This is a genomic window from Nonomuraea sp. NPDC002799, assembly GCF_053592075.1.
Map to the genome: position 1 here is coordinate 423,488 of NZ_JBSFVA010000004.1, position 24,971 is coordinate 448,458.

28 protein-coding genes, 2 tRNA genes and 1 riboswitch are annotated in these 24,971 nt (G+C 67.0%); of the genes, 16 read left to right on the forward strand and 14 right to left on the reverse strand.

Going from position 1 to position 24,971, the window contains the following annotated elements; genetic code table 11:
- The first annotated feature begins 85 nt into the window (after positions 1 to 85).
- From ACWD0F_RS11325 to ACWD0F_RS11335, 3 genes are read left to right on the forward strand one after another with little or no spacing between them, the layout of a single operon-like run.
- Positions 86 to 358: a hypothetical protein gene (locus tag ACWD0F_RS11325; RefSeq protein ID WP_449874240.1), complete on the forward strand. Its 273-nt coding sequence runs from the start codon at positions 86 to 88 to the stop codon at positions 356 to 358.
- Between the two features lie 5 nt (positions 359 to 363).
- The gene (locus tag ACWD0F_RS11330; RefSeq protein WP_449874242.1) at positions 364 to 1,101 is read left to right on the forward strand and encodes a recombinase family protein; all 738 of its coding nucleotides are present in this window, start codon (positions 364 to 366) and stop codon (positions 1,099 to 1,101) included.
- A complete protein-coding gene (locus ACWD0F_RS11335; protein WP_449874244.1) occupies positions 1,098 to 1,298 on the forward strand; it encodes a hypothetical protein in 201 nt (66 codons plus the stop codon). Before ACWD0F_RS11330 ends, ACWD0F_RS11335 begins: the two co-directional genes overlap by 4 nt.
- A 59-nt stretch (positions 1,299 to 1,357) precedes the next feature.
- On the opposite strand, the gene ACWD0F_RS11340 is transcribed toward ACWD0F_RS11335, so the two are convergent.
- From ACWD0F_RS11340 to ACWD0F_RS11375, 8 genes are all read right to left on the reverse strand, one after another.
- The gene (locus tag ACWD0F_RS11340; protein WP_449874245.1) at positions 1,358 to 1,945 is read right to left on the reverse strand and encodes a site-specific integrase; all 588 of its coding nucleotides are present in this window, start codon (positions 1,943 to 1,945) and stop codon (positions 1,358 to 1,360) included.
- Positions 1,946 to 1,998: 53 nt separating this feature from the next.
- Positions 1,999 to 2,652, reverse strand: a complete 654-nt coding sequence (locus tag ACWD0F_RS11345; protein ID WP_449874247.1) for an IS5 family transposase — start codon at positions 2,650 to 2,652, stop codon at positions 1,999 to 2,001.
- Positions 2,653 to 3,121: 469 nt separating this feature from the next.
- Positions 3,122 to 3,460: a helix-turn-helix domain-containing protein gene (locus tag ACWD0F_RS11350; protein ID WP_449874249.1), complete on the reverse strand. Its 339-nt coding sequence runs from the start codon at positions 3,458 to 3,460 to the stop codon at positions 3,122 to 3,124.
- The gene (locus tag ACWD0F_RS11355; RefSeq protein ID WP_449874295.1) at positions 3,460 to 3,717 is read right to left on the reverse strand and encodes a tyrosine-type recombinase/integrase; all 258 of its coding nucleotides are present in this window, start codon (positions 3,715 to 3,717) and stop codon (positions 3,460 to 3,462) included. The genes ACWD0F_RS11350 and ACWD0F_RS11355 overlap by 1 nt, the downstream gene beginning before the upstream one ends.
- The gene (locus tag ACWD0F_RS11360; protein ID WP_449874298.1) at positions 3,609 to 4,559 is read right to left on the reverse strand and encodes a tyrosine-type recombinase/integrase; all 951 of its coding nucleotides are present in this window, start codon (positions 4,557 to 4,559) and stop codon (positions 3,609 to 3,611) included. The genes ACWD0F_RS11355 and ACWD0F_RS11360 overlap by 109 nt, the downstream gene beginning before the upstream one ends.
- 202 nt (positions 4,560 to 4,761) lie before the next feature.
- Positions 4,762 to 5,721, reverse strand: a complete 960-nt coding sequence (locus tag ACWD0F_RS11365; protein ID WP_449874251.1) for a coiled-coil domain-containing protein — start codon at positions 5,719 to 5,721, stop codon at positions 4,762 to 4,764.
- 5 nt (positions 5,722 to 5,726) lie between these two features.
- A riboswitch (cyclic di-AMP (ydaO/yuaA leader) is annotated at positions 5,727 to 5,869 on the reverse strand.
- A 69-nt stretch (positions 5,870 to 5,938) separates the two neighbouring features.
- Positions 5,939 to 7,018 (reverse strand): galactose-1-phosphate uridylyltransferase, encoded by a 1,080-nt coding sequence (gene galT, locus ACWD0F_RS11370; protein WP_449874253.1) that lies wholly within the window; start codon positions 7,016 to 7,018, stop codon positions 5,939 to 5,941.
- On the reverse strand, positions 7,015 to 7,794 hold the full coding sequence (locus ACWD0F_RS11375; protein ID WP_449874255.1) for a DeoR/GlpR family DNA-binding transcription regulator: 780 nt from the start codon (positions 7,792 to 7,794) through the stop codon (positions 7,015 to 7,017). Before ACWD0F_RS11375 ends, galT begins: the two co-directional genes overlap by 4 nt.
- A 143-nt stretch (positions 7,795 to 7,937) precedes the next feature.
- On the opposite strand from ACWD0F_RS11375, the gene ACWD0F_RS11380 reads away from it, so the two are divergent.
- Positions 7,938 to 8,015 (forward strand): 50S ribosomal protein bL37, encoded by a 78-nt coding sequence (locus ACWD0F_RS11380; RefSeq protein ID WP_371252575.1) that lies wholly within the window; start codon positions 7,938 to 7,940, stop codon positions 8,013 to 8,015.
- 42 nt (positions 8,016 to 8,057) lie between these two features.
- Here the strand turns inward: ACWD0F_RS11380 and ACWD0F_RS11385 are convergent, their stop codons facing one another.
- The 3 genes from ACWD0F_RS11385 to ACWD0F_RS11395 all read right to left on the reverse strand — a co-directional run bounded on the left by ACWD0F_RS11385 (position 8,058) and on the right by ACWD0F_RS11395 (position 10,250).
- Positions 8,058 to 9,368, reverse strand: coding sequence for a TrpB-like pyridoxal phosphate-dependent enzyme (locus ACWD0F_RS11385; RefSeq protein ID WP_449874256.1), 1,311 nt, complete (start codon positions 9,366 to 9,368; stop codon positions 8,058 to 8,060).
- A 41-nt stretch (positions 9,369 to 9,409) separates the two neighbouring features.
- The gene (locus tag ACWD0F_RS11390) at positions 9,410 to 10,042 is read right to left on the reverse strand and encodes a uridine kinase (protein ID WP_449874258.1); all 633 of its coding nucleotides are present in this window, start codon (positions 10,040 to 10,042) and stop codon (positions 9,410 to 9,412) included.
- A gap of 137 nt (positions 10,043 to 10,179) precedes the next feature.
- A tRNA-Gly gene (locus ACWD0F_RS11395) sits at positions 10,180 to 10,250 on the reverse strand.
- Positions 10,251 to 10,339: 89 nt separating this feature from the next.
- Here ACWD0F_RS11395 and ACWD0F_RS11400 point away from each other — a divergent pair.
- Positions 10,340 to 10,416, forward strand: a tRNA-Pro gene (locus tag ACWD0F_RS11400).
- 78 nt (positions 10,417 to 10,494) lie between these two features.
- On the opposite strand, the gene ACWD0F_RS11405 is transcribed toward ACWD0F_RS11400, so the two are convergent.
- Positions 10,495 to 11,175 (reverse strand): TRADD-N-associated membrane domain-containing protein, encoded by a 681-nt coding sequence (locus ACWD0F_RS11405; RefSeq protein WP_449874260.1) that lies wholly within the window; start codon positions 11,173 to 11,175, stop codon positions 10,495 to 10,497.
- Between the two features lie 135 nt (positions 11,176 to 11,310).
- Here ACWD0F_RS11405 and ACWD0F_RS11410 point away from each other — a divergent pair, with 135 nt between their 5' ends.
- The 3 genes from ACWD0F_RS11410 (at position 11,311) to ACWD0F_RS11420 (ending at position 13,551) form a co-directional block, all read left to right on the forward strand.
- Positions 11,311 to 11,976: an EamA family transporter gene (locus tag ACWD0F_RS11410; RefSeq protein ID WP_449874262.1), complete on the forward strand. Its 666-nt coding sequence runs from the start codon at positions 11,311 to 11,313 to the stop codon at positions 11,974 to 11,976.
- A gap of 376 nt (positions 11,977 to 12,352) precedes the next feature.
- Positions 12,353 to 12,772, forward strand: a complete 420-nt coding sequence (locus tag ACWD0F_RS11415) for a YciI family protein (protein WP_449874264.1) — start codon at positions 12,353 to 12,355, stop codon at positions 12,770 to 12,772.
- Positions 12,773 to 12,903: 131 nt separating this feature from the next.
- On the forward strand, positions 12,904 to 13,551 hold the full coding sequence (locus ACWD0F_RS11420) for a 2'-5' RNA ligase family protein (RefSeq protein WP_449874266.1): 648 nt from the start codon (positions 12,904 to 12,906) through the stop codon (positions 13,549 to 13,551).
- 148 nt (positions 13,552 to 13,699) lie between these two features.
- Here the strand turns inward: ACWD0F_RS11420 and ACWD0F_RS11425 are convergent, their stop codons facing one another.
- Positions 13,700 to 14,056, reverse strand: a complete 357-nt coding sequence (locus ACWD0F_RS11425; protein WP_449874267.1) for a hypothetical protein — start codon at positions 14,054 to 14,056, stop codon at positions 13,700 to 13,702.
- 114 nt (positions 14,057 to 14,170) lie between these two features.
- Here ACWD0F_RS11425 and ACWD0F_RS11430 point away from each other — a divergent pair, with 114 nt between their 5' ends.
- Together ACWD0F_RS11430 and ACWD0F_RS11435 are read left to right on the forward strand one after the other, a co-directional pair.
- Positions 14,171 to 14,950 carry a hypothetical protein gene (locus ACWD0F_RS11430; RefSeq protein ID WP_449874269.1) on the forward strand — a complete coding sequence of 260 codons (780 nt, stop codon included), beginning with the start codon at positions 14,171 to 14,173 and terminating at the stop codon, positions 14,948 to 14,950.
- Positions 14,943 to 15,443, forward strand: coding sequence for a DinB family protein (locus ACWD0F_RS11435; RefSeq protein WP_449874270.1), 501 nt, complete (start codon positions 14,943 to 14,945; stop codon positions 15,441 to 15,443). Before ACWD0F_RS11430 ends, ACWD0F_RS11435 begins: the two co-directional genes overlap by 8 nt.
- Positions 15,444 to 15,505: 62 nt before the next feature.
- Here ACWD0F_RS11435 and ACWD0F_RS11440 read toward each other — a convergent pair whose 3' ends face one another.
- Positions 15,506 to 15,985: an ATP-binding protein gene (locus ACWD0F_RS11440; protein WP_449874271.1), complete on the reverse strand. Its 480-nt coding sequence runs from the start codon at positions 15,983 to 15,985 to the stop codon at positions 15,506 to 15,508.
- 233 nt (positions 15,986 to 16,218) lie between these two features.
- Between ACWD0F_RS11440 and ACWD0F_RS11445 the strand changes: the two genes are divergently transcribed.
- The 6 genes from ACWD0F_RS11445 to ACWD0F_RS11470 all read left to right on the forward strand — a co-directional run bounded on the left by ACWD0F_RS11445 (position 16,219) and on the right by ACWD0F_RS11470 (position 24,565).
- Positions 16,219 to 17,085: a helix-turn-helix domain-containing protein gene (locus ACWD0F_RS11445; RefSeq protein WP_449874273.1), complete on the forward strand. Its 867-nt coding sequence runs from the start codon at positions 16,219 to 16,221 to the stop codon at positions 17,083 to 17,085.
- 166 nt (positions 17,086 to 17,251) lie between these two features.
- Positions 17,252 to 18,640 carry a trigger factor gene (gene tig, locus ACWD0F_RS11450; protein ID WP_449874275.1) on the forward strand — a complete coding sequence of 463 codons (1,389 nt, stop codon included), beginning with the start codon at positions 17,252 to 17,254 and terminating at the stop codon, positions 18,638 to 18,640.
- Positions 18,641 to 19,103: 463 nt separating this feature from the next.
- On the forward strand, positions 19,104 to 19,736 hold the full coding sequence (locus ACWD0F_RS11455; protein WP_449874296.1) for a ClpP family protease: 633 nt from the start codon (positions 19,104 to 19,106) through the stop codon (positions 19,734 to 19,736).
- Between the two features lie 11 nt (positions 19,737 to 19,747).
- Complete coding sequence (locus tag ACWD0F_RS11460; protein ID WP_449874277.1) at positions 19,748 to 20,371, forward strand: ATP-dependent Clp protease proteolytic subunit; 624 nt, start codon at positions 19,748 to 19,750, stop codon at positions 20,369 to 20,371.
- Positions 20,372 to 20,555: 184 nt separating this feature from the next.
- Positions 20,556 to 21,839 carry an ATP-dependent Clp protease ATP-binding subunit ClpX gene (clpX, locus tag ACWD0F_RS11465; protein ID WP_449874279.1) on the forward strand — a complete coding sequence of 428 codons (1,284 nt, stop codon included), beginning with the start codon at positions 20,556 to 20,558 and terminating at the stop codon, positions 21,837 to 21,839.
- 152 nt (positions 21,840 to 21,991) lie between these two features.
- Positions 21,992 to 24,565 carry a valine--tRNA ligase gene (locus tag ACWD0F_RS11470; RefSeq protein ID WP_449874280.1) on the forward strand — a complete coding sequence of 858 codons (2,574 nt, stop codon included), beginning with the start codon at positions 21,992 to 21,994 and terminating at the stop codon, positions 24,563 to 24,565.
- The last annotated feature ends 406 nt before the right edge of the window (positions 24,566 to 24,971 follow it).

Sequence of the window (24,971 nt, forward strand, 5' to 3'; positions counted from 1 at the left end):
GCCTTCGCGGTCTGTTGAAAAACGTGTTGAGAAGTCTGGGTGTTCAGCAAGTACGGCAACACCCTTTTCTCTACACTTTCGGGTCATGGAGCCCCTCGCCAAGCCTGTGCTGCCCTACCCCCACGCCCGCAACGACTGCATCTTGTGCCGCGAGATGGACGCCGACTTCGAAATCGTGGAGGAGGCGCTGGAACCACCGTCCTGGACGCCGGGCCGCCCGCCTCGCCGGTTCTGCCAGGGGTGCATCGGCCGATGGATGGTTACCCAGGCCGTCTATGGTCGCGGCAGCCAGCCCTCCCATGATGAGCCGCTCAAGGTGACCGTCACCATGCTGGCCCCTGGCGGCGGCTCGTGGTGAATACCATGGCCAAAAGCCTCGCGCTTCCCGAGGGCCCGCTGCTGGAGGGATCTCTCGGCGAGAACCCACTGGCGGCCGAGCCCACAGGCCCCTCGGGAGCGCTCATCGGCTACGCCCGCGTCTCCACTCGCGGCCAACTCCTGGATCGCCAGCTAGCAGCCCTGACCACGGCGGGCTGTCTCCGCATCTTCGCCGACAAGAAGTCCGGCAAGAACGCCGAGCGCGAGGAGCTGTGGAAAGTGCTGGACTACCTGCGCCCCGGCGACACCCTCGTGGTGCCCTCGCTGGACCGGCTGGGCCGCTCCCTGCAGGACCTCATCTCCATCGTGGCCGGGCTGCGCAAGCGCGGCGTCGGGTTCCGCTCCTTGCACGAGGCGCTGGACACCACCACCGCCGGCGGTCGGCTCGTCTTCCATGTCTTCGCCGCGCTGGCCGAGTTCATCCGCGAGCTCATCGTGGAAGGCACCCACGAGGGACTGGCCGCCGCCCGCGCCCGCGGCCAGCGTCTGGGACGCCCGCCGGCGATGACCGCCGAGCAGATCCGGCACGCCCGCGACCTGCTCACCCGGCCGGAGAACACCGTCTCCTCCATCGCCCGGCTCCTCGGCGTCAGCCGCTCCACGATCTACAAGTACGTGCCCGAACTCAAGCCCAGCAGCGTCCAGCAGATCGAGACTGGCGATGCCCCCGCATCACCACCCGAACTCGCAGCAGCCACCCCACCGGAAAAGCACCTGCCATGACGCCATCTGTTTCACTCGACGACTTCGACGGCCCCGAAACTCTGGCCAAGTGGCTGGACGACGTGCCTGCCGAAGAGCTTCCCGCGGTGCAGGCGTGCCTGATGGCCCAGGCCGACCAGCGACAGCAGCTACACGCCGACCGGATCGGAGAGTTGATGGAGCGTCTCGCGCACCTGTGGGCAGACCGCGATCGCTGATCGTCCATCGTTCAGCTTCCGCACCGTAAGCAAATCGAGATCCAACTTACGAAGCCTCTTCATTGCCGCAGGTCAGAGGCTACTTCGGTGGAAATTTCTCCATTGCTACCGGGACGCCCCAAGGCGAGCATGACCCGGTTCCGCGCCGGCTCCTGGGCAGCGGCCGCGAGGACCAGACGCCACTGCTGCTCATCGGGAATCCACGGCAGCTTGGCCAGCCTCGGGACCAGGCCTCGCTCATGGCCCCCGAATCGTCGGCCGGGCGTGTACCTTCCGCGGCCGACGGGGTTGGACTCGCGCAGGCCTTCCTCGATGAGGTGGTCGTAGAACAGCCGGACCGCCACCAGTCGCTGCTGGATCGTCGCGTTCGACAGCCCGGCGCCGGAGTCGATCGACACGACGTTAGCGCCGCGCTTGCTCGGCCTGCTGGTGAGCTCACGGACGAACACCGCGACATGCGCCCTGTTCGCTGCGACCGGATCGACGCCCTCCCGCTCGCAGACCTCCAGGTACTCCGCCAGACCCCGCGCGTACGCGTCGATGGTCCGAGGCGCCCGCCCCAGATCGGTCCAGATCCGCAGCCACCCAGCCGCTGGTTCATGTCGCCCCAGGACCGGCCACTTCTCCTCAAGCACAACAGCGCCCACTACAGCTCCTCAGCTACCGGCGAGACCGTACCGAAGCGCACAGCCCGGAAGGTCTAATTCCAAGTAACTAAGAGAAGGACCACGAAGCCGCTGACATCGTCACTGCGCTTGACGATCTCCAGGGTGAGCTGGACGTGCTTTCGGGCCCAGGTCACGAGCTTGCCGGCGTAGGCGCTGTCGGCCCAGATCAGCGTGATCCGCTCGTACCAGTCACGCAGGCGCTCCAGTGCGGGCTTGGCGCCGTCGCGGTCCTGGATGCCGGCGGCGGTGACGATGACGACCAGCAGCAGACCGAGGGTGTCCACGATGACGTGCCGCTTGGTGCCCTGCACCTTCTTGGCTGCGTCGTATCCGCGTGAGCGGGCGGCGACGGTCTCGGCGGCCCGCAGCGACTGCGAGTCGATGATCCCCGCGCTGGGTTCCGGCTCGCGCCCGTCGGCTGTCCGGACCTGTTCGCGCAGGTCGTTGTGCAGAGCGTAGAGATCGCCTTCTTGCCACCAGCGCGTGAAGATCGAGTGGACGGTGCGCCAGGGTGCCAGGAAGTCGGCGGGCAGATTGCGCCACTTGATCCCGTTGATGGCGACCACGTACCGGATGGCATCCATGATCAGGCGGCGGCAGTACTTCTCGGGTCGTCCGCCGTTGCCGTGTAACCAGGCCGGCCAGGGCATCAGCGGCTCGATGACCTGCCATTCCTCGTTGCTCATGTCGGTGGTAGCGGGGTGCCCGGATCGGGTGATCGGCTCCGCGGCCGTACCGGCAGGCCACGCATGAGCAGGCAGTTTCGTCGTTGCGGGAGACAGCGATGGGGGCGGTGGCGTACAACGGCGGCAGACCTTCCGGTTGGTGACGTGGCTGGGATAACCACTGTTGCTACCGGAAGGTCGCTCTATGTCGCAGAATATTCGCGCTACGTCACGGTTTTGCCCGATATCGGCCCAACGCTGCACGACAGGGATCAGTTTGTACACGGGCACTCAGCTTGTCGTTTAACCTCTGAGCTGCATATTTGCCGCGATCGGCGATGTGGGTGACTAATCCCGCATAGCGGACTGTGTCCCTAGAGACACGGTGTGTCGCCGTGAGTTGGGCCAGCCACCGTCTAGACCTGCGCGGTGTCCGGGCGACGGCCGCCCATCTCGCGTTCCCGCCCGCAGTCGGCGCACAGGCCCCGGCTCATGGCTCGTCAGGGACGATCCGGGCACGGCGCGGCCTGCGGACCTCGCCCGGCGGGGCCGGTGGAACCGGCCCGGTCTCCTCGGCGGTCTTGCGGCGCGCCGAGGTGATGACGACCGGTTCGAACAACTCGGCGGGACTGACATCCAGGATGTCGCAGAGCGCGGCGAACACCTGCAGGTTGAGCCGCTCCGGGGTGCCGGTGACCAGCCGGTGGACCTGCGAGGCCGACATCTCGATGCCGCGTTCGGCCAGCAGCGGGGCCAAGTCGGTGGTGTTGAACATGCCGCGGCGGGCCATCAGCTCCCGCAGATGCCACCGGTAACGGATCGTCCGCATTACTCGGCTCCCCTCAGTCCGGCGTCCAGCACCTCTCGCAGGGCATTGTTCATGAAGTCCGACCCGGCATGGGTGTAGATAGCAGTCGTCGACCCCCACGCGTGCCCGACCTGCTGCTGCACGAAGTACGGATCGGCACCATCCTCGATCAGGTGCGTGATGTAGGAATGTCGCAGGCAGTGCGGATGCAGCACCTCCTCCAGACCCAGCGCGTCCCGGTATTCGGCGAACCTGCGGGTGATGTGCCGTCCCGTGATCCGCCCCCGCGTTCGGAGGGCCAGAGCAGCTGCCGCTTGCCGACGTCGAAAAGAGGCCGGATCTCCTCCACGTACTCGGCAAGGGCCTCGACCGACCAGTCCCAGACCGTCAGGACCGTCCGCCGCCGAGGCGGCGATCCCTTCACCGCCTTCCCGAACCTCACATAGCAAGCGCCAAAGCGTTGGAACTCCGGCGCCTTGGGGTTCCGGGAGAAGTCAGCGAGATCCAGGTTCCCAGCCTCCCGCCGCCGCAGTCCCCACCCGTAGATCACCTTGAACAAGGTGGCGTCCCGGAACGCCGGCAACCATCCCTTCCGGCCAGAGGCGCGCACCCTCAGCACCTGCTCGTCGGCGTAGTCGAAGAAGTCCTGCAGTTCCCGGCGAGTCAGGGCCCGCACCTCCGGCCGTCCCTCATAAGGCGAGGAGTGGGACGGCAGGTTGTCCTCATGGCAGATCTGAGACGGATGCGTCCCGAAGTACTCCACGCATTGGTCGGCCCACCCGTAGCGGGCGTCGGTGAGGTAGTCGCAGAACATCGCGATCTGGTTCAGGTAGTTCCGGACCGTCGACCGCGCCACCGGACCCGGCGACGACAACAACTCAGTCGCCCAATCCTCAACGTCCCCCGGCAGCCACTCCCACGGCGGGGTGCCCGTGAACGCGGCGAACCGCCGCACCAGGTCCACCCGAGTCTTGATCGTCGAGGCCGCCAGCAGCCGGGCCCGTTGCTGCCGCTCCCACCCCGTCAGCATCGCGGCGAACACTGCGTCCTGCGGGTGCAGCGGCACCACGCCGTCCGCGAGTACCAGGTGTGCGGCACCCTCCACCGAGACCCGTTTCACCCCAAACACCACCTCGCATCAGATGCGACATGCTCGCATCTGATGCGAGATCGCGTCCGGCGATCCCCAAAAGTGGCAGGCAGACGGCCAGGCATCAATGCACAGGACGACCTGGATGGATGTCACCCTCACTGGTCCATGACCAGCTCAAATGCCTTCTTCATGTGAGCGAATAGCTCATCAGATGCTATTCGTCCCTTTTTCAGTTCATCGAGATGTGCACATGGTCGAAGTGGTTCTCGGTGATGCTGCCGCGGTCCGACATCCCCTGCCACCCGGACCCCTGGTTGATGCGCTGCTTCCAGATCACGTACTTGATGCCCAGCTTGCCCTTGTTCTTGAGAGCCCACTCCGCGATCCGGTCGCCGAGGGCGTTGTTGAGGGCGGAGGGCGTGGAGCCGCCCGTGCTCATCATGAAGTCGCAGGCCCGCCCGAGCGGGTGCTCGCCGCTGGAGCCCGAGCGGAAGCAGCCCACCGCGAACGGCAACACGAAGTTCTTCTGCACCTGCGCCCGCATGAGCCGGGTGCGTGAGGTGATGTTGTCGGAGCCCGACGGCAGCTCGGGCGTCCAGCTCCCGTCGGAGTTGCGGCCCGTGCCGAACGGGACCAGGTCCTGGAGCTTCTTCTGGATGTCCTTGATGACATCCTTGGCGTCGTCGCGCCGGCCGGCCACCTCGGCCGTGTCCTGGCGGATCTTGACGGTGAGCGCGGCGGCCTCGTCGGAGGCCCGCTTCTTCGTGTCGCGGGCCGTGGCCACGCCCTGCACCAGTGCCTGCTGCTCGGCCGTGAGCTGGTCCAGCAGGGCGGCGCCGCCGCCGTTGTTCTGGGACAGCAGGAAGGCGGGCAGCGAGGGGTCGTCGTTCTGGTAACGCATCCGGGCGAGGTCGGCCACCCGCTGCTCGGCCGTGGCCAGCGTCTGCTCGGCGGTCGCCAGGCGGGTCTTGGCGGCCTTGGCCGACTCCTGCGCCTCGGACAGCTCCACCCGCTTGAGGTTGTACTTCTCGATCAGCTTGTCGACCTTGGTGTTGAGCTGCTTGAGCTGGGTGCGCAGCTCGGCTTCGGTCGGTTTGGGAGCGGCCGACGCCGCGCCGGCCGGGAGGATGCCGATGGCGGCCGCGGCGATGAGGCCGATGGCGATGGCCGCGGGGGACGAAGCCGCCACGTAGGTGTTCCTCTCCCTCTGCCGGCCGGGTTAGCTGACGGGTTCGGGAGGGGAGCTGCGATTTCCCTACCACCGAAGTGGATTCACCCCAGGCGCGGTGGGTCCCCGGCTCCCGGGTGACACACCCGGGATTAGGCGTGCACCGGCCGTTTTCGGCCGGGGCATATGGGGATATTAGTGGTAGATCACGAGTCATGCGACCTTAAGTAGAAATCTATTAGTGATCTACCTGTGATCGAAGCATGCGTGCGGCCTCCTCCGGCAGCACGTCGTTGACGAAGGCGCCCATCGCCGACTCCGAACCCGCCAGATACTTCAGCTTGTTCGCGGCCCGCCTGACGCTGAAGAGCTCCAGGTGAAGGTAGCCGAGCTCCCTGTCCTGCCGCATCGGAGCCTGGTGCCAGGCCGAGATGTACGGCATCACGACGCCGAACAGCCCGTCGAACGCCCGCAGCACCGAGGTGTACAGCGGTGCGAACGCGGCGCGCTCGTCCTGCGACAGCGCCGCCAGATCGGGCACCTGCCTGTGCGGATACACGTGCACCTCGAACGGCCAGCGCGCCGCGGCCGGCACGAAGGCCGTCCACGACTCGTTCTCGGCCACCACCCGTGTCCCGGCGGCGCGCTCGGCCGCCAGCACGTCGGCGAACAGGTTTCCGGGACCCTGGTACCGGGCGGCGGCGCCGAGCTGGAGCTTGGTGCGCGGCGTCACGTAGGGGTAGGCGTAGATCTGGCCGTGCGGGTGGGCCAGCGTGATGCCGATCTCCTCGCCCCGGTTCTCGAAGCAGAACACCTGCTCCACGCCCTCGATCGCGGACAACTCGGCCGTGCGGTCGGCCCACGCCTCCATGACCAGCTCGACCTGGGCGTCGGAAAGCCGGGCGAACGAGGAGGAGTGATCGGAGGTGAAGCACACCACCTCACACCGCCCCACTCCCGGACGAACCTCACTCAACCCGCCCGCCTCCTCATAAGTCCCCAAATTGCTGGAGAAGGAGGGGAAGCGGTTCTCGAACACCGCCACGTCGTAGTCGTACGCCGGGATCTCCGTCGACCGCGTCTCCGTCGACGGGCACAGCGGGCACTCGGCCGCCGTGCCGGCCGGCTGGAACGTGCGCGTCTGGCGGTGCCCCGCCATCGCGATCCACTCCTCGGTCAGCGGGTCGTAACGCAGCTCGGAGGCCACCGGCCGGGGATCGAGCGTCCGCCGGTCGATCTCGCTCCGGCCGGCGTCGTCCCGCCGGTCGAAGTAGATCAGCTCCCGGCCGTCGGCCAGATGGGTGATGGTGCGCTTCAAGACGTGCCCTCCGCGATGATCAGTTCTCCGGCCCGTCCGGCCAGTTCGGTGCGTGCGTCCTCGGGCAGCCCCGCGTCGCTGATGACCACGTGGGCCTCGGTCAGCTCGGCGATGGTGCTGATGCCGACGGTGTTCCACTTGGTGTGGTCGGCGGGGATGACCAGCCGGTGCGCGGCGGTCACCAGCTCCCGGTCGGTCTCGGACTCCAGGAGGTTGGGCGTGGTGAACCCGGCCCGCACGCTCATCCCGTGCACCCCGAGGAAGAGCGTGTCCACGTGCAGGCGGCGGATCGCGGCCACGGCCACCGGGCCGACCAGGGCGTCCGAGGGCGTGCGCACGCCGCCGGTCAGCACGACCGTGCGGTCGGTACGCGGGTTGCGGTGGAAGACCTCGGCGACGGGGATCGAGTTGGTGATCACGGTGAGGTCGGGCACGCCGATCAGGTGGTGGGCCAGCGCCCACGTCGTGGTGCCGGCGGACAGGGCCACGGCGGTGCCGGGGTGGACGAACTCGGCCGCCCGCCGCGCGATGGCCTCTTTCTCCTGCTGCTGACGGGCGGACTTCGCGGTGAAGCCCGGCTCCTCGGTCGAACCGGGGCCCAGGGCGGTCGCGCCGCCGTGCACCTTCTCCAGCAAGCCGCGTTCGGCCAGGAGTTCGAGGTCGCGGCGGATGGTCATGTCGGAGACGCCGAGCTCGCGGACGAGATCGGCCACCCGGACGCCGCCGCTGCTGCGCACGCGTTCGAGGATCGCCTGCTGACGCTGCTGTGCGAGCACGCCCGCTCTCCTTCCAACAGATTCCACCAAATTATGACACGGAATTGTTGGGGAATGTTAGTTCGCGTGGATGGCTTGCCCGGCGGTCGCAGCCGCGAGACGTTGGGAGCACACTGCGGCACCCGATCACCGGAGGCGAGCTTATGGCCAGGCGCGCGCGTAAGGGCAAGGCACGCAAGAAGAAGAAGGCGAACCACGGCAAGCGTCCCACGGCGCGTTGAGGGGTGGCCGCCGGTGCGGCGGCCACCCAGGTTCGCCCTTGATCATCCCGGCAGTTCGGTGAGCGCCTGGTCGATGCGGTCCTGCGGAAGCGTGTAGTCCTCCAACCGGCCGGACAGGTAGCGGTCGTACGCGCCCAGGTCGAAGTGGCCGTGGCCGCACAGCGCGGTCAGGATGACCTTCTCCTCGCCCGTCTCCTTGCAGCGCAGCGCCTCGGCGATGGTCTCGGCCAGCGCGTGCGTGGGCTCGGGCGCGGGCACGATGCCCTCCGTCCTGGCGAAGAGGACGCCGGCCTCGAAGCACTCGTTCTGGGCGCGGGTGACCGCTTCGAACAGGCCCAGGTCGTACATGTGCGACAGCAGCGGCGACATGCCGTGATAACGCAGGCCGCCCGCGTGGATCGGGTCGGGGACGAACGAATGCCCCAGCGTGTGCATCTTGAGCAGCGGCGTGAGCCCGGCCGTGTCGCCGAAGTCGTAGGCGTAGACACCCCGCGTGAACGACGGGCAGGCGGCGGGCTCGACCGCGCGGAACACCGTCTTGAGCCCTCCCGCCAGCTTCTCGCGCAGGAACGGGAAGACCAGGCCGGCGAAGTTCGAGCCGCCCCCGGTACAGCCGATGATCAGGTCGGGCAGCTCGGGGAGCTGGTCGAGCGCCTCCTCGCCGATCACGGTCTGGTGCATGAGCACGTGGTTGAGCACCGAGCCGAGCGCGTAGCGGGCGTCGGGCGTCGCCGCGGCCACCTCGACCGCCTCGCTGATGGCCATCCCCAGGCTGCCCGGAGAGCCGGGGTCGTCCGCGAGCACCTTGCTCCCTGAGCCGGTCACGGAGGACGGGCTGGCGTGCACGGTGGCGCCGTACACCTGCATGAGCGAGCGCCGGTACGGCTTCTGGTCGTACGAGGCGCGAACCATCCAGATCTGGCACTCCACGCCGAACTGGGCGCAGGCGAACGCCAGAGCCGAGCCCCACTGCCCGGCGCCGGTCTCGGTGGTGAGCAGCCGCACGCCTTCCGCGGCGTTGTAGTACGCCTGGGGCACGGCCGTGTTCGGCTTGTGGGAGCCGGCGGGGGAGACGCCCTCATACTTGTAGTAGATCCTGGCCGGCGTGCCCAGCGAGCGCTCCAGCCTGCGTGCCCTGATCAGCGGCGTCGGCCGCCAGAGCCGGTAGACGTCGAGCACCTCCTGCGGGATCTCGACGTAACGCTCGCCGCTCACCTCCTGGCGGATGAGCTCCAGCGGGAACAGCGGGGCCAAATCGTCGGGGCCTATGGGTTGCCGCGTGGCCGGATGCAACGGCGGCGGAGGCGGGGCCGGCAGATCGGGAACGATGTTGTACCAGTTGCTGGGGACCATCGACCAAGTCTGCGCCGGTTACGCGCTGTGTTCCAGCGTGTTCACAAATCCCGGACCAGAACGGCCGGTCGTCGCGGATGGTCGGCCCGGACGACGACGTCGGCCACGTCCTGGGGCCGCGCCTCGCGCTCGTACCGCGCGTAGGCGGGCAGCCGCCACCGCTCCTCCTCGGGCGTCCGGCGCTCCAGCGCTCCCGCCGACAACCACAGGTGCACACTGACCTCGAACGGCAGCCCCAGCCCGAGCAGCAGCGTCCCGTCGGCCACCAGCACGCCGCCCGGGGGCAGCGCCTGGTACGGCAGCCGGTAGGCCCGATCGACCCGGCTGTCCCACAACGACGGCAGCACCTGCCCCGACCCGCCCGCGTCCAGCGGCTCCAGCACCTCCCGGCGCAGCGCCTTCACGTCGAGCCAGCCCTCGTAGAAGGCGTCGGGATCGTCCCTGCCGTGCTCCAGGCGGAGCGAGGCCGGTCGCAGGAAGTCGTCCGCCGAGACGCGCAGCACGGGGCGGCCGCGCAGCCGGAGGGGGGCGACCAGGTCGTCGGCCAGCTCACCGGGACGCGTGGCCGGGGCGCCGTCCACGGCCACCCGCACCCACGACCCGGGTGGCCGGCCGGAGATCAGCCCGGCCAGCTCCTCGATCAGGACGTCACGGGAGATCGGTCGCGCACGCATCGGGATCCAGCTTATGGGCCTGGCTTCCGGTCCTTGCCCGCGATCACCGGCGAAACGTCACCAGGACGGTGTGGCGTCGGCGAACATGGCGAAGGCCAGGTCTCCGCATGCGGATGACCTGGCCTTTTTCGCTACCGAGCGGACGACGGGAATCGAACCCGCGTAGCTAGTTTGGAAGACTAGGGCTCTACCATTGAGCTACGTCCGCGCGAACCGGTCGAACTCTGGTCTAGACTTCATCCGGTCGTCAGGGCGTAAGCGTACCGGAGTCGCGGGGCGTATGCGCACTCGGCAAAACGGGGCGTGGCGCAGCTTGGCAGCGCGCTTGCTTTGGGAGCAAGAAGTCGCAGGTTCAAATCCTGTCGCCCCGACCAGGCCAGGAGGCTCCTCCCGATTGGGGAGGGGCCTCCTGGGTGACTAAGTGAGTGACTACTGTGCCCTGGCGGATGCGATCACGTGGCGTCGCGGGCTGAGTGCTCTCCCTTGGAACCAGGCTTGCGCTTGGCGCGACCTTGCTGGATCTCCGGGGGCGGGTCCTGCCTCTGTGGCGAGAACAGTTGCTCCGCCACCCGGTTGGGCTCTGGCTGGAGGTTGAGGACACGCATCGCGGTGAAAGACTTGAGTCGGTCACGGAGTATGGGGTCGTCCACCCGATCGATCAGCTCAAGAGCTTGAGCCAGGGTGGTATCGGCCTGCATATTTTCATGAATACGCTCGGCTTGGACGGTTAGGTGTTTCCGAGCGCGGTTTGCGTGAAGCGCGAACGCCCCTCCGCAGGTGGTGATGAGCAAGCCGCTCAAGCTGGTGAGCAAGGGTAGGTAGCTCCAGTCCGGATTCCCGGCATTCACAAGGGCCAGAACTCCGCCGGTCAGGAGAATCACGGCACCGGCAGACATGAAGATCACGCTAAGGCGGAAGGTGGTCTCCGCCTGCTTCAATGCCTGCCTAAGAAAGTCAAAAAAGAAGCTTTGACGCTGTGCCGCCACGTCAGGTGCGGGTGCGCCGGTCCACCCATCACTGAAGTAGATGTCGCCACCGGCCTGGTAGACCGCGCCACCAATGGACTTGATCTCTACGTTCGCCTGATCGGTAGGGCGTTCGGAATCATCATCGCCCGCCAGAACTCGTGTCATCTTTTTCCGATCATAAGAAGAAGATGTTGGCTGCCTGTAACAGCCTAACCGGCTCGGCGATTCAGCCTCCGGCCTCTTGGTGGTCTATTCCGATTGTCCTGTTATGCGTTCCGTCTCCCGAAGATGCGATCCGGAATGACTCGCGTCGGCGCTGGCGGCATCGTACGAGTAGCGGCTTTGGCCATGCTGTGGGGGCCAGGCTTCCTGTGGATCAAGATTTCTCTGCGGGGTCTGTCTCCCACGCAAGTGACGCTCGCGAGGCTTGTTCTTGGAGCGATCGTTCTTGTGGTCGTCGTGCATGTGCAGCGGCAACGGCTGGCTCGTGGACGATACCTATGGGTTCATCTTGCGGGAGCAGCCCTATTCGCCAACGCGGCTCCCTACCTGCTCTTTGCCCTGGGGGAAGCAAACCGTCTCGTCATCAGTCGCCGGCATCATCAACTGCACTACGCCCCTGTGGACCATGGTTCTTGCGTACATCTTGAGATCAGACCGGAACCTGAGTGCCCCTCGGCTTCTCGGGCTTCTGACGGCCTTCGTAGGAGCTTTCCTGATCTTTTCGCCCTGGTCCTCTGGGAGTCAGATCCTGTCCTGGGGTGGCCTGGCCTGCCTTGGCGCTTCTTTCTCGTACGCGATCAGCTACCTGTACATGGATCGCTTCCTTGTCAACCGGGGACTGCCGCCCCTGGTTCTCTCAGCCAGCCAGTTGATCGCAGCATCGGGCCTTTATGGGTGCTGGCCTTGCTCGCGGCCTCAGTCCTGAAGCTCTCAGGCGCCCATTGGGCGGGGCGGGCTGGGTGACGAACTGGGAGACAATCGCGGCGGACAGTGGCGGACGTAACCGGACTCTCATGGATGCATGCCCCCTGGCGACGAGTGCTGGCAGCTCGATGGGAACAAGTGTTCGATCTGATTTGGGAGCAAGGAGTCGCAGGTTCAAATCCTGTCGCCCCGACCAGCCAGAAGGCCCCTCCCGATCCGGGAGGGGCCTTCTGCCTGTCTGATTGCTCCCCATAGACCGGCCGCCAGGTTCGGCGTTGTCGGGCCGACGCTCCAAGATTCGCGAGAAAAACTTCGGCGTCATGTCGAATTCAGCCCTTCCCGTTCGACGCAGGGGTGAGCCAGGGTTGAATCGGTCAATGGGGCCGATCCCGGGCGGAGGTGAAGGAGCATCGCGATGAGGGTCATGGTTCTGGGCAAGGCGACGGAGCAGTCCGAGTCCGGCGAATTCGGTTCCGCCGAGGAGTTCGTGGCGATGGACCTGTTCAACCAGAAGCTTGTCGAGGCGGGCGTCGTGCTGGCCGGCGACGGGCTCCAGCCGAGCAGCAAGGGCAAGCGGGTCGCCTTCGACGCCGACGGCAACACCACGGTGATCGACGGCCCGTTCACCGAGACGAAGGAACTGGTCGCCGGCTTCTCGATCTGGGAGGTCGCCTCCATGGAGGAGGCCGTCGAGTGGGTCAAGCGCTCGCCGTTGCGCGGCAGCGAGGTCGAACTCCGAAAGATCCTTGACGCTGAGGATTTCGACGCCTCCTTCCCGGCCGAGATCGCGGCGGCCGAGAAGCGGATGAGCGCGGAGCTCGCCGCCAAGGAGTAGCGACCTCGGCGACCCAGCAGGCGATCGATGTGGCCTGGCGGATCGAATCCGCCAGGCTGCTCGGCCTGGCCCGTGCCGTTCGCGATCATCGATGCGTACCTGATGCTCCCTCTCAGAACTGAGGCAGGCCGATGACCATCCACAACGCGGACGAGATGCGTTCCCATTGGTGGCCACGAGAAGGCTGGCGGCCGGGCCGCCTCGTCTACACCTGGCACCTGACCTTCGAGCACGCGCCGCACCTTCACCGGCTCGTCGCGCGCTATCAGAATGCTCTGGCGGCGATCGCCGGCCACAACCCGATCCCATCGCAGTGGCTTCACCTCACCGTGCAAGGCATCGGTTTCGTCGATGAAGTGCCCGACGAGCAGCTGGAGCAGGTGACCAGGGCCGTCAGCGCACGCTTGGGCGAGCTCGAGCCCGTCGAGCTGGTCTTCCAGCGTCCTGCGGTCCTCGGTGAGGGAGTGGTCCTGGCTCCGGGTCCCGCAGAGTCCGTGCACCGCGTCCGGCGGGAGATCAGGAGCGGGATCGCCGAGGTGATCGGGCACGCGCCCACGGCACCCGAGCAGGCCGAGGGCTTTCACCCGCACGTGAGCGTGACCTACTGCAACACGCCGGGACCGGCCAAGCCGTACATCGACGCACTGAACACCGTCGAAGCCGAACCAGTCGCGGTCAACGTCGATCGGGTAGCGCTGATCGTGCAGAACCGTGTCCTCGAGCCCGAGTGGGTCTACCGCTGGAACACTCTCACGACGGTGCCCTTGAAGGCTCGCTAGCGACGGTGGAGCGCTCGGATGGCGCTGTGCGACTCGTCCTCGTGGAGCCGCTGCTCCCGTGCGTGAGCGATGCCTTAGCGAGCCCTGACCGGCCGGTGAACCCCTTCCCTGATCGGAAAAGGGCCTGCTGAGTGGGTGACCAGGGAGATCACGTCCCCTCGTCTCTCCCGTAGGTGCGGTCGGGAGCTTCGAACTCGACCTCGTAGGGCAGGCCAAGCGCGCTCAGTGCAGCGTGCAACGCATCGATTCTTCCCGGGTCGACGAACCCGGCGAAGGTCACCGGCTCCAGGGGGCTCAGGTTCAGCTCAGCGAAGGTGTGCTCGACTTCGTACTCGGTCTCGCTGGACCTGCGCACTCGCCAGCCCGCCTGGTGGAAGGCCTCAGCGGCTTGCCGCGCACTGGAGACGGATGGAAGCGATCCGTACACGTTGTCGCCCAGGTGCAGAAGCTCGGCCGCCGCAGTGTCGAGGCGCGGCCCCTCGGTGCCACCGGAAGTGAACTGCATGATGAGGCAGTATGTCGAGAACCGCCGCCATCGCCGTGGGCGCGGGCAGAGCACCGTGCGCCTGATCGCGCGGCGCTGACCCGGCTCCGCCCCGGTGTGGGGCACGCTGGAGCCGTGGAGTTGTTCGAGGACGATCCGATCTCGCGGCCGCTCACCTATCCCGGGCGCGTCCCGGGGACGTCCGGCGTCCTGGTCGACGACGCGTACGTGCCGCTGCGAGCCGCCCCAGGCGGCCCGCCGGAGGAGTGGCGGGCGGGGGCCGAGGGGGCCGAGACGCTGGGCGCGCTGCTGGCCCGCCACGGCTGCGCCCCGCTGCCGGAGCGCCACGTGGTCGTCGCCGTGGGCTCCAACGCCGCGCCGAGCCAGTTGCTCAGGAAGCTGACCGGCCATCAGGTACGGCCGATCGTCCCCATGACGCTCGCCCGCGTACGAGACGTCGCCCCGGGCGTGTCCGCGCACGTGAGCAAGTGGGGCTACGTGCCCGCCGCGCCGATCAGGACCCCCGGCGAGACCTCCAGGTTGTTCGCCCTCTGGCTCGACGAGCGTCAGCTCGCGGCCCTGGACCTGACCGAGCCGAACTACCGCCGCGAGCCGCTCGCCCATCCGATCACGCTGGACCGGGCCGTCCGTCTGCGGGCCTACGTCTACACGGGGCGGCACGGCTGCCTGGCCGACGGCGAGGGCCGCCCCCGGCGCCTGACCTCCCAGCGGGCCTTGATCCAGTCTCTCCTGGACGTGTCGCCCGGACTCCGCCACCTGTGCGGCGACACCGCCGACGACTTCGTGACCAACGTTCAGGACGACACCGTTCGCGAGGCCGTCTACCGCCTCTTTCAGGCCCAACACCGCGCCAGGCGACCGCCGAATATCGATAAGGTCGGACATCATGACTGATAGCCGCACCCCTCCACCTCTGTCCGGCGACGAGCTGACCGTTCTGAACACCTGGCTCGAATGGCATCGCGGCACCCTCGCCGTCAAATGCGCCGGCCTGTCCGACGAGCAGATGCGGCTGCGCTCCGCGCCGCCCTCGACCCTGTCCCTGCTGGGCCTGGTCAGGCACATGGCCCACGTCGAACGTGTCTGGTTCCGCCGGGTCCTGAACGGCGAGGACATCCCCAAGTTGTGGAACAAGGACGTCGACAACGACGCGGACTTCAACGAGGTCGACACCGCCTCCGTCAAGGAGGCTTTCGTCACGTGGCAGGACGAGATCGAGCGCGCCCGCGTCATCTCGGCCGCCAAGCCGCTGGACGCGGCCGGTGACCGCAACGGCGCGGAGTGCACGCACCGCTACATCCTCGTCCACATGATCGAGGAGTACGCCCGCCACAACGGCCACGCGGACCTGCTACGCGAGCGTATCGATGGTGTCACCGGCGATTAACGGCCCGGCCGGGCCGCACGGAAGCCGATCGCGCGGCCGCGATCATCAAGATGGGCTGGGGCTCAGGAGTCGGCGCGGAACAGCGCCCAGACGGCCTTGCCGCCGCGAGCCAGCGGGTCCCAGCCCCAGCACTGGCTGTACGTTTCCACGATGTAAAGGCCCCGCCCGTTCTCGGAGATGAAGTCGGGCTCCTTGGGCCGGGGCACCTCGTCGCTCGGATCGGCCACCGCCAGCAGCACGTGCGGCGCGACCCGCATCAGCAGCAGTTCGATCTCCCGGCGGCCCGCCGCGTACATCGCGTACCGCACCGCGTTCGTGACCAGTTCCGACACCACGAGCGCGGCGTCGTCGCTCAGGTCGTTCAGCCCCCAGCGCCGCAGCGTCGAGCGGGTCACGTCCCTGGCGGTCTTGACGGAGTCGGCCTGGAAGGGCAAGGGCCACGCGGTCGTGTACGGTCTGCCGCCACCCAGCAGAAGGTGGTCGAAGCCCACCTCGCGGGTGATCTGCAGGCAATCGGCAGTGGCCAGAGGATCCTCCACCATGCTGCCGATACCTCCCCGTTCAACCTTGGTTAGTGCATGTTTGGCCCAATATGCACTAAGCCATCATGGGTCACGATCGCGGCTGCTGCAAGACCCAAATGCACGTGCATGTGCCATGTGCAACAGCAAGCGGCGTTTCAGGGCAAAAGTCTCCGAATCGGACACGAGGTTGAGACCTTGTCATACCCGGCAATGTGGTGTCACTGTGTGTGCGGACCTTGATAGGAGGCAAAGTGACGCAGAACCAGCCGGGTTCCGGACCGACGGCGCTGCGCATCCTCCTGGGCTCCCAGCTGCGCAAGCTCAGGGAAGCAAAGAACGTCACTCGTGAGGAGGCGGGCCACCTCATCCGGGGCTCCGAATCCAAGATCAGCCGCATGGAGCTGGGTCGAGTGGGGTTCAAAGAACGCGACGTGGCGGACCTGCTGACCCTGTACGGGGTCGTGGATCATCAGGCCCGCTCCGCCGTACTTGAACTGGTCGCCACCGCCAACGAGCCTGGCTGGTGGCACAGGTTCAACGATGTCCTGCCCACGTGGTTCCAGGCGTTCGTCGGCCTTGAAGAGGCCGCCGCCAGGATCAGGACCTACGAGGTCCAGTTCGTGCCGGGACTGTTGCAGACCAAGGAGTACGCAAGGGCTGTGGTGACCGCCGGATCGGCGGGCATCGTGCCGGAGGAGATCGCCAGACGGGTGGATCTCCGACTGGAGCGCCAGCGGATGTTCGACCGGCCTGACGGGCCCGTCTTCTGGGCGGTGATCGACGAGGCCGCGCTACGGCGGCCCATCGGCGGCGTCGAGGTGATGCGGGCTCAGCTCGAACACCTCATCGACCTGATGCGCCAGCCGAACATCACGATCCAGATCATGCCGTTCAGCTTCGGCGGGCACCCTTCGGAGGGCGGGGCGTTCAGCATCCTCCGCTTCCCCGACCCCGATCTGCCGGACGTGGTGTACGTGGAGCAGCTCGCCAGCGCGCTCTACCTGGACAAGCGTGAGGACGTGGACCGATACACCGAGGTGATGGAGCGGCTGTGCGCCGTGAGCACCACTCCGGATGAGACGATCGAGCTGTTGCGGACCATCGCGGACGAGTTCTGACGGCGGCGCCGTCGTCGTTGGGTGTGCATCTGCCCTAGACTGGCCACCGGCGTTGGATCCCGCCGTGGCGGAGCATGCCCCAACACCGCACATGTGGGCGCGGCGCGTGAGCCGAACCGATGGACGCGCCCGCGATCACTCGTAGCTTGATCAAGGAGACCATTCCGTGAAGACCGCTGTCGAGGAGCTCAGCCCGACCCGGGTCAAGCTCACTGTCGAGGTGCCGTTCGACGAGCTGCGCCCGAGCATGGATGCGGCGTACAAGAAGGTCGCGCAGCAGGTGCGCGTCCCCGGGTTCCGGCCTGGCAAGGTTCCGGCCCGCATCATCGAGCAGCGCTTCGGCCGGGCGGTAGTGCTGGAGGAGACCCTCAACGACGCGGTGCCCAAGCTGTACGGCCAGGCCATCGACGAGGTCGACGTTTTCCCCGTCAGCCAGCCCGACATCGAGGTCACGAAGATCGAGGACGGTGAGCAGATCGAGTTCACCGCCGAGGTCGACATCCGGCCCAACTTCGACGTGCCCGACTTCCAGGGCCTCGACATCACGGTCGACTCCGCCGAAGTGTCCGACGACGACGTGAACGCGCAGCTCGACGCGCTGCGCCAGCGCTTCGCGACGCTGACCGGCGCCGAGCGGCCCGCCGCGTCCGGCGACTTCGTCGTCATGGACCTGCGCGCCGAGATCGATGGCAAGAACATCGAGGAGCAGCAGGCCACCGAGGTCTCCTACGAGGTCGGCGCCGGTTCGGTGCTGCAGGGCCTCGACGACGCGCTCGAGGGCATGTCCGCGGGCGAGGAGAAGAGCTTCAAGACCGAGCTGGTCGGTGGTGAGAACGCCGGCGAGGAAGCCGACGTGATCATCAACGTCAAGGCGGTCAAGGAGAAGGTCCTGCCCGAGCTGGACGACGAGTTCGCCCAGCTCGCCAGCGAGTTCGACACGCTGGACGAGCTGAAGAACAGCATTCGCGAGCAGGCCCGCCGCAACAAGCTCATCGACCAGGTCGTCCAGGCCCGCGAGAAGTCCCTCGACGCGCTGCTGGAGCAGATCGACATCCCGCTGCCGGACAGCGCGCTCAAGGCCGAGATCGACGCGCGCAAGCACAACCTCGACCACCAGATCTCCGAGAGCGGCCTCAGCCGTGACGCCTACTTCCGTCTTTACCAGACGACGGAGGAGGAGCGCTTCACCGAGTTCGACACCAACTCGGCCCGCGCGCTCAAGGTCGGCTTCGTGCTCGACAAGATCGTGAAGTCCGAGGAGCTGGGCGTCTCCGAGCAGGAGCTGACCAACTTCGTCGTCCGCCGCGCCATGGAGATGGGCGTCCAGCCCAACGAGCTGGCCCAGCACCTCGCCGACAACGACCAGCTCACGCTGGCCATGGTCGAGATCGTCCGTGACAAGGCCAAGGCCGTGATCGGCGACGCCGCCAAGGTCGTCGACTCCGAGGGCAACGACGTCGACCTCAAGGCGATCTACAGCGAGATCAACGGTGCAGAGGTCGTCGAGGACGAGGCGCCGGCCGAGGAGAAGTCCGAGGACAAGACCGAGGCGTAAGCCTTTCGCTTCGAGCGGACACCGCGACTTCGTCGCGGATCGTCCCCTTCGAGAGCAGAACGAAGCCCCTGAGCCGGCCGGTTCGGGGGCTTCGTCTTTTACTGCTGCTTTGCGCTCCCCGGTCCTCGCAGCGAGAAGCTCAGGGTGGCCCTCGTGGGGCGTGGCCCTCCACAGGGCGCGGAGGGGCCCTCTGGCGGCTCCTGGGCGCCCCCGTGGTCCCCGCCGGTCGCCACGCCGGTCCGCTGCGGTGAGCCGTCTCTTCAGCGCGCCGGGGGAGGAACCGTCGCCATGGCGGGCCCACGCTGGGACGAAAGCCGCAAATTGCCGCGCAGAGTAACAGCCCCGACTCTTCTCGAACATGCGCCGTCAGCGAACAGTACGGGGACCGGGCATGACCTATAGGCAGCGCGCGTTAAGGTCACAAGCAAAGCCAATCGATTACGACGCATCGGAAGGTGACGCTGTGACCAGCCCGCCGACCTTCTTTCAGCCTGAGTCGCGAGGCCGTGAGAACGGCTCGTCCTACCGGCTTGAGGACCAGCTTTACCAGCGCCTGCTGCGCGAGCGCATCATCGTGCTCGGACAGGAGGTCAACGACGAGATCGCCAACCGCATCTGCGCCGAGCTGCTGCTGCTCGCGGCCGACGATCCCGACCGGGACATCACGCTTTACATCAACTCGCCGGGCGGCTCCGTCAGTGCCGGCATGGCGATTTACGACATGATGGAATACGTGCCTAACGACGTGTCGACCGTGGTCATGGGCATGGCGGCCTCGATGGGGCAGTTCCTGCTCACCGCGGGCGCCAGGGGCAAGCGTTATGGCCTGCCGCACGCCCGTGTCATGATGCACCAGCCGTCGGGCGGCATCGGCGGCACCGCCGCCGACATCGCCATCCAGGCCGAGCAGATGCTCTACGTGAAGAAGACGCTCGCCGAGCGGATCGCCTTCCACACCGGGCAGCCTGTCGACCAGATCGAGTCCGACTCCGACCGCGACCGCTGGTTCACGGCCGAAGAGGCGAAGGACTACGGCTTCATCGACGAAGTCGTGCGCAGCGCGCGGCAGGTGCCCTCCGTGGGCCCGGTCTCCTAGGGGGAGCTGACATGAATATCGAAAGTCGTTACGTTCTCCCCTCCTTCGTCGAGCGCACGTCCTACGGCGTGAAGGAGATGAACCCGTACAACAAGCTCTTCGAGGACCGCATCATCTTCCTCGGGGTGCAGATCGACGACGCGTCGGCCAACGACGTGATGGCCCAGCTGCTCACGCTGGAGTCGCTCGATCCCGACCGTGACATCAGCATCTACATCAACTCGCCCGGCGGTTCGTTCACCGCCATGACGGCGATCTACGACACGATGCAGTTCGTCCGGCCGGAGATCCAGACCGTCTGCCTGGGCCAGGCCGCGTCCGCCGCGGCCGTGCTGCTGTCCGGCGGCACCGCGGGCAAGCGGTTCGCACTGCCCAACGCCAGGGTGCTGATCCACCAGCCGTCCACCGAGGGCGGTGGCCAGGGCAGTGACATCGAGATCCAGGCCCGCGAGATCCTTCGCATGCGCTCCCTCCTTGAGGACATCGTGGCGAAGCACACGGGCAAGTCCTCCGCCGAAGTCCGCAGAGACATCGAACGCGACAAAATTCTCAACGCGGACGAGGCAAAGGCGTATGGTCTGATCGATGACATCATTCCGTCCAGGAAGAAACGCGCTGCGGCCGTAGCTTCCTAGACGAGACGTGACGCACCGGGGCGCTGCCCAATAGGGCACGTTCCGGTGCGACTCGCCGCTAGGGGGCTCACTGAGGGCCCAGAAGACGGTAACGTCGAAACCTGAGCGGTTCGGCCAAGTCCGGAGGATGTCCGGAGACACTGCTCGCGAGAGCAGGGCGGTCCCACGCAAAGGAGTATCTGGGGTGGCACGCATCGGCGACGGGGGAGACCTGCTGAAGTGCTCTTTCTGCGGGAAGAGTCAGAAGCAAGTCAAAAAGCTCATTGCCGGTCCAGGCGTCTACATCTGCGATGAGTGCATCGATCTCTGCAACGAGATCATCGAGGAGGAGCTTTCCGAGTCCTCCGAGCTCAAGTGGGACAACCTGCCCAAGCCGAGGGAGATCTACGAGTTCCTCGACGCCTATGTCATCGGTCAGGACAAGGCGAAGAAGGCGCTCTCGGTGGCGGTCTACAACCACTACAAGCGGGTGCAGTCCGGCGACCGGGGCAGAGACGACGGCCTCGAACTGGCCAAGAGCAACATCTTGCTGCTCGGGCCCACCGGTTCGGGCAAGACGCTGCTGGCGCAGACCCTGGCGAAGATGCTCAACGTTCCCTTCGCCATCGCTGACGCCACCGCGCTGACCGAGGCCGGCTACGTCGGCGAGGATGTGGAGAACATCCTCCTCAAGCTCATCCAGGCCGCCGACTACGACGTCAAGAAGGCCGAGACGGGCATCATCTACATCGACGAGGTCGACAAGATCGCCCGCAAGAGCGAAAACCCGTCGATCACGCGAGACGTCTCCGGTGAGGGCGTGCAGCAGGCGCTGCTGAAGATCCTGGAGGGCACCACGGCTTCGGTGCCTCCACAGGGCGGCCGCAAGCACCCGCACCAGGAGTTCATTCAGATCGACACCACCAACGTGCTGTTCATCTGCGGTGGCGCGTTCGCCGGTCTGGAAAAGATCATCGAGTCGCGCATCGGCAAGAAGGGCATCGGCTTCAACGCCATCATCCGGTCGAAGGAAGAGGTCGACATGGCCGACATCTTCGCCGACGTGATGCCGGAGGACCTGCTGAAGTTCGGCATGATCCCCGAGTTCGTCGGGCGTCTGCCGGTCATCACCTCGGTGCACAACCTCGACCGTGAGGCGCTCATCCAGATCCTCACCGAGCCGCGCAACGCGCTGGTCAAGCAGTATCGCAAGCTGCTCGAGCTCGACGGCGTGGAGCTGGAGTTCACCGACGGCGCGCTCGAGGCCATCGCCGACCAGGCCATCCTGCGCGGCACCGGCGCCCGCGGGCTGCGCGCGATCCTGGAGGAGGTGCTCCAGTCCGTCATGTACGAGGTGCCCTCCCGGCAGGATGTGGCCCGCGTGGTCATCACCCGTGAGTCGGTGATCGAGCACGCGATCCCGACGCTCGTGCCGCGCGACCAGCTCGCCGCCAAGCAGCAGCGCACACCCCGGGAAAAGTCGGCCTAGCCGCCGCATCCCGGCCCACCGAGCGCCCTGTGACCAGGAGTCACGGGGCGCTTTCGGCTCTCCGGGTGCCCGCCGGCTTGCTGCCGTGGGGCTATCCGCTTGCCCGCCCCGCTTCGTGCCGTGGGGTTTTCCGCTTGCCCGCCTCTCTAGAATTGGTCACTGTGACGACGCCAGAGCTGCCTACCCAGTACACACCGGCCGAGGTCGAGACCCGTAGCTACGAGCGCTGGGTCTCCGAAGGCCACTTCCATGCCGACCCGGGCAGCTCGCGGCCGCCGTACAGCATCGTGCTCCCTCCGCCCAACGTGACGGGCGTGCTGCACATCGGGCACGCGCTCGACCACTCCATTCAGGACGCGCTGACGCGCCGCGCCCGCATGCAGGGCCGCGAGACGCTCTGGCTGCCCGGCATGGACCACGCCGGCATCGCCACCCAGAACGTCGTGGAGCGCGAGCTGGCCAAGCAGGGCCTGTCGCGGCACGACCTCGGTCGCGAGGCGTTCGTGGCGAAGGTCTGGGAGTGGAAGGAGGAGTCCGGCGGCCGGATCCTCGGCCAGATGCGCAAGCTCGGCGACGGCGTCGACTGGGAGCGCCAGCGCTTCACCATGGACCCGGGCCTGTCCCGAGCCGTCCAGACGATCTTCAAGCGGCTGTTCGACGACGGGTTGATCTACCGCGCCGAGCGCATCATCAACTGGTGCCCCCGCTGTCTGACCGCGCTCTCCGACATCGAGGTGGAGCACAGCGAGGACGAGGGCGAGCTCGTCTCGATCCGCTACTCCGACGACATCGTGGTGGCCACCACGCGGGCCGAGACCATGCTCGGCGACACGGCCGTGGCCGTCCATCCCTCCGACGAGCGCTACGCGCACCTGGTCGGCACGCTCGTGGAGGTGCCTCTCACCGGGCGCATGATCCCCGTGGTGGCCGACGAGCACGTCGATCCGGCCTTCGGCACCGGCGCGGTCAAGGTCACCCCCGCGCACGACCCCAACGACTTCGAGATCGGGCGCCGCCATTCGCTGCCGTCGCTGACGGTCATGGACGAACGCGGCGTGATCACCGCCCACGGGCCCTTCCAGGGGCTCGACCGCTTCGAGGCACGTCCCGCCGTCGTCGCCGCCCTGCGCGCGGACGGCCGGATCGTCGCCGAGAAGCGCCCCTACGTGCACTCGGTCGGCCACTGCTCGCGCTGCAAGACCGTGGTGGAGCCGCGGTTGTCGCTGCAGTGGTTCGTGAACGTCTCACCGCTGGCCAAGGCCGCCGGTGACGCCGTGCGCGACGGCCGCACCCGCATCCACCCGCCGGAGCTGGCCAAGCGCTACTTCGACTGGGTCGACGACATGCACGACTGGTGCATCTCCCGCCAGCTTTGGTGGGGCCACCGCATCCCGGTCTGGTACGGGCCCGGCGGCGAGGTCGTCTGCGTCGGCCCCGACGAGGAGCCGCCCGCCGGCTACACCCAGGATCCCGACGTCCTGGACACCTGGTTCTCCTCGGCGCTGTGGCCGTTCTCCACGATGGGCTGGCCCGACTCGACGCCGGAGCTGCAGCGCTTCTATCCGACGTCCGTGCTGGTGACCGGATACGACATCCTGTTCTTCTGGGTGGCGCGGATGATGATGTTCGGGCTCTACGCCATGGACGGCGAGCCGCCGTTCCGCGTCGTCGCGCTGCACGGCATGGTGCGCGACCAGTACGGCAAGAAGATGTCCAAGTCGTTCGGCAACGTGGTCGACCCGCTCGACTGGATCGAACGCTTCGGTGCCGACGCCACCCGCTTCACCCTGCTGCGCGGCGCCAACCCCGGCGCCGACGTCGCGGTGAGCGAGGAGTGGGCGGCGGGCTCGCGCAACTTCTGCAACAAGATCTGGAACGCCACCCGCTTCGCGCTGATGAACGGCGCGGCCGTGGGATCACTCGACGACGCCGAGCTGACCTCGGCCGATCGGTGGATCCTGTCGCGCCTGCAGACCGTGGTGACGGCCGCCGACGCGGCCTTCGAGGACTACGAGTTCGCCAAGGCGTCCGATCTGCTCTATCACTTCGCCTGGGACGAGGTCTGCGACTGGTATCTGGAGCTCGCCAAGATCCAGCTGGGCGAGGGGCGGGAGCACACCCGGCTGGTGCTCGGGCACGTGCTCGACGCGCTGCTGAGGCTGATGCATCCGCTGGTGCCGTTCGTGACGGAGGAGTTGTGGCGGGCCGTCACCGGGGGTGAGTCGATCATCGCGGCCCCCTGGCCGGAGGCCGACGCGCGCTACACGGACGCGGCGGCGGAGGGTGAGATCGGGGCGTTGCAGGAGCTGGTGACCGAGGTGCGCCGATTCCGCTCGGATCAGGGGCTCAAGCCCGGCCAGAAGGTGGCCGCCCGGCTCGGGCTCGCCGGCACACCGCTGGCCGCGCAGGAGGGCGCCATCCGCTCACTCCTGCGGCTGACGGAGCCGCCGGCGTCCTTCAACGCCACCGCCCGGTTCACCGTGGGCGGCGTCAGCGTGGAGATCGACACCGCCGGAGCCATCGACGTCGTGGCCGAGCGCAAGCGGCTGGAGAAGGATCTCGCGGTCGCCCACAAGGACGCCTCGCAAGCGGCCGCCAAGCTGGGCAACGAGCAGTTCATGGCCAAGGCGCCGGATGACGTGGTGGCCAAGGTCCGGGGGCGGGCCGAGCAGGCCGCCGCGGACATCGCCCGGCTGGAGACTCAGCTCGCCGGGCTCGGTGTTTGAACGGTCCGAACGCTGGGAAGGTCCATTCGTTACCTGGAATGGACCTTCGCGGCCCGAGAGGCTGCTACAGTTTTCAACGCAGGGCCACTCAGCCCTGACACTCCTTCTGATGGACCCCGGTTCTCGGGCTGGTCTGACCGCATGGTTGGACAAGAGCCGAAAGTTCGGGTAAGTTAGCAGGGTTGCCTCCAAGAGGGGCAAGTCCGGAAGATCCCGGATAGGGCGGTTTGACAAGAACCGCCCAGATCTGATAAGCTTAGCGAGACGAAATGTGCGCCTCCTGCACCAAGGTCCGTAAGGGAATCTGGTGGGGATGTACGCGTCCGTTTCTTGAGAACTCAACAGTGTGTTAAAAGCCAGTGCATGATGCACAAACCCCGTCATTTATGACGGATTCCTTTGGTTG

What these genes read in the sequence shown, in the direction of transcription:
- ACWD0F_RS11325 (WP_449874240.1), top strand. Translation starts at nt 86, where the DNA reads ATGGAGCCCCTCGCCAAGCCTGTGCTGCCCTACCCCCACGCCCGCAAC.
- ACWD0F_RS11330 (WP_449874242.1), top strand. Translation starts at nt 364, where the DNA reads ATGGCCAAAAGCCTCGCGCTTCCCGAGGGCCCGCTGCTGGAGGGATCT.
- ACWD0F_RS11335 (WP_449874244.1), top strand. Translation starts at nt 1,098, where the DNA reads ATGACGCCATCTGTTTCACTCGACGACTTCGACGGCCCCGAAACTCTG.
- ACWD0F_RS11345 (WP_449874247.1), bottom strand. Translation starts at nt 2,652, where the DNA reads ATGAGCAACGAGGAATGGCAGGTCATCGAGCCGCTGATGCCCTGGCCG.
- ACWD0F_RS11350 (WP_449874249.1), bottom strand. Translation starts at nt 3,460, where the DNA reads ATGCGGACGATCCGTTACCGGTGGCATCTGCGGGAGCTGATGGCCCGC.
- ACWD0F_RS11380 (WP_371252575.1), top strand. Translation starts at nt 7,938, where the DNA reads ATGGCCAGGCGCGCGCGTAAGGGCAAGGCACGCAAGAAGAAGAAGGCG.
- ACWD0F_RS11385 (WP_449874256.1), bottom strand. Translation starts at nt 9,368, where the DNA reads ATGGTCCCCAGCAACTGGTACAACATCGTTCCCGATCTGCCGGCCCCG.
- ACWD0F_RS11390 (WP_449874258.1), bottom strand. Translation starts at nt 10,042, where the DNA reads ATGCGTGCGCGACCGATCTCCCGTGACGTCCTGATCGAGGAGCTGGCC.
- ACWD0F_RS11405 (WP_449874260.1), bottom strand. Translation starts at nt 11,175, where the DNA reads ATGACACGAGTTCTGGCGGGCGATGATGATTCCGAACGCCCTACCGAT.
- ACWD0F_RS11410 (WP_449874262.1), top strand. Translation starts at nt 11,311, where the DNA reads ATGACTCGCGTCGGCGCTGGCGGCATCGTACGAGTAGCGGCTTTGGCC.
- ACWD0F_RS11415 (WP_449874264.1), top strand. Translation starts at nt 12,353, where the DNA reads ATGAGGGTCATGGTTCTGGGCAAGGCGACGGAGCAGTCCGAGTCCGGC.
- ACWD0F_RS11420 (WP_449874266.1), top strand. Translation starts at nt 12,904, where the DNA reads ATGACCATCCACAACGCGGACGAGATGCGTTCCCATTGGTGGCCACGA.
- ACWD0F_RS11425 (WP_449874267.1), bottom strand. Translation starts at nt 14,056, where the DNA reads ATGCAGTTCACTTCCGGTGGCACCGAGGGGCCGCGCCTCGACACTGCG.
- ACWD0F_RS11435 (WP_449874270.1), top strand. Translation starts at nt 14,943, where the DNA reads ATGACTGATAGCCGCACCCCTCCACCTCTGTCCGGCGACGAGCTGACC.
- ACWD0F_RS11440 (WP_449874271.1), bottom strand. Translation starts at nt 15,985, where the DNA reads ATGGTGGAGGATCCTCTGGCCACTGCCGATTGCCTGCAGATCACCCGC.
- ACWD0F_RS11460 (WP_449874277.1), top strand. Translation starts at nt 19,748, where the DNA reads ATGAATATCGAAAGTCGTTACGTTCTCCCCTCCTTCGTCGAGCGCACG.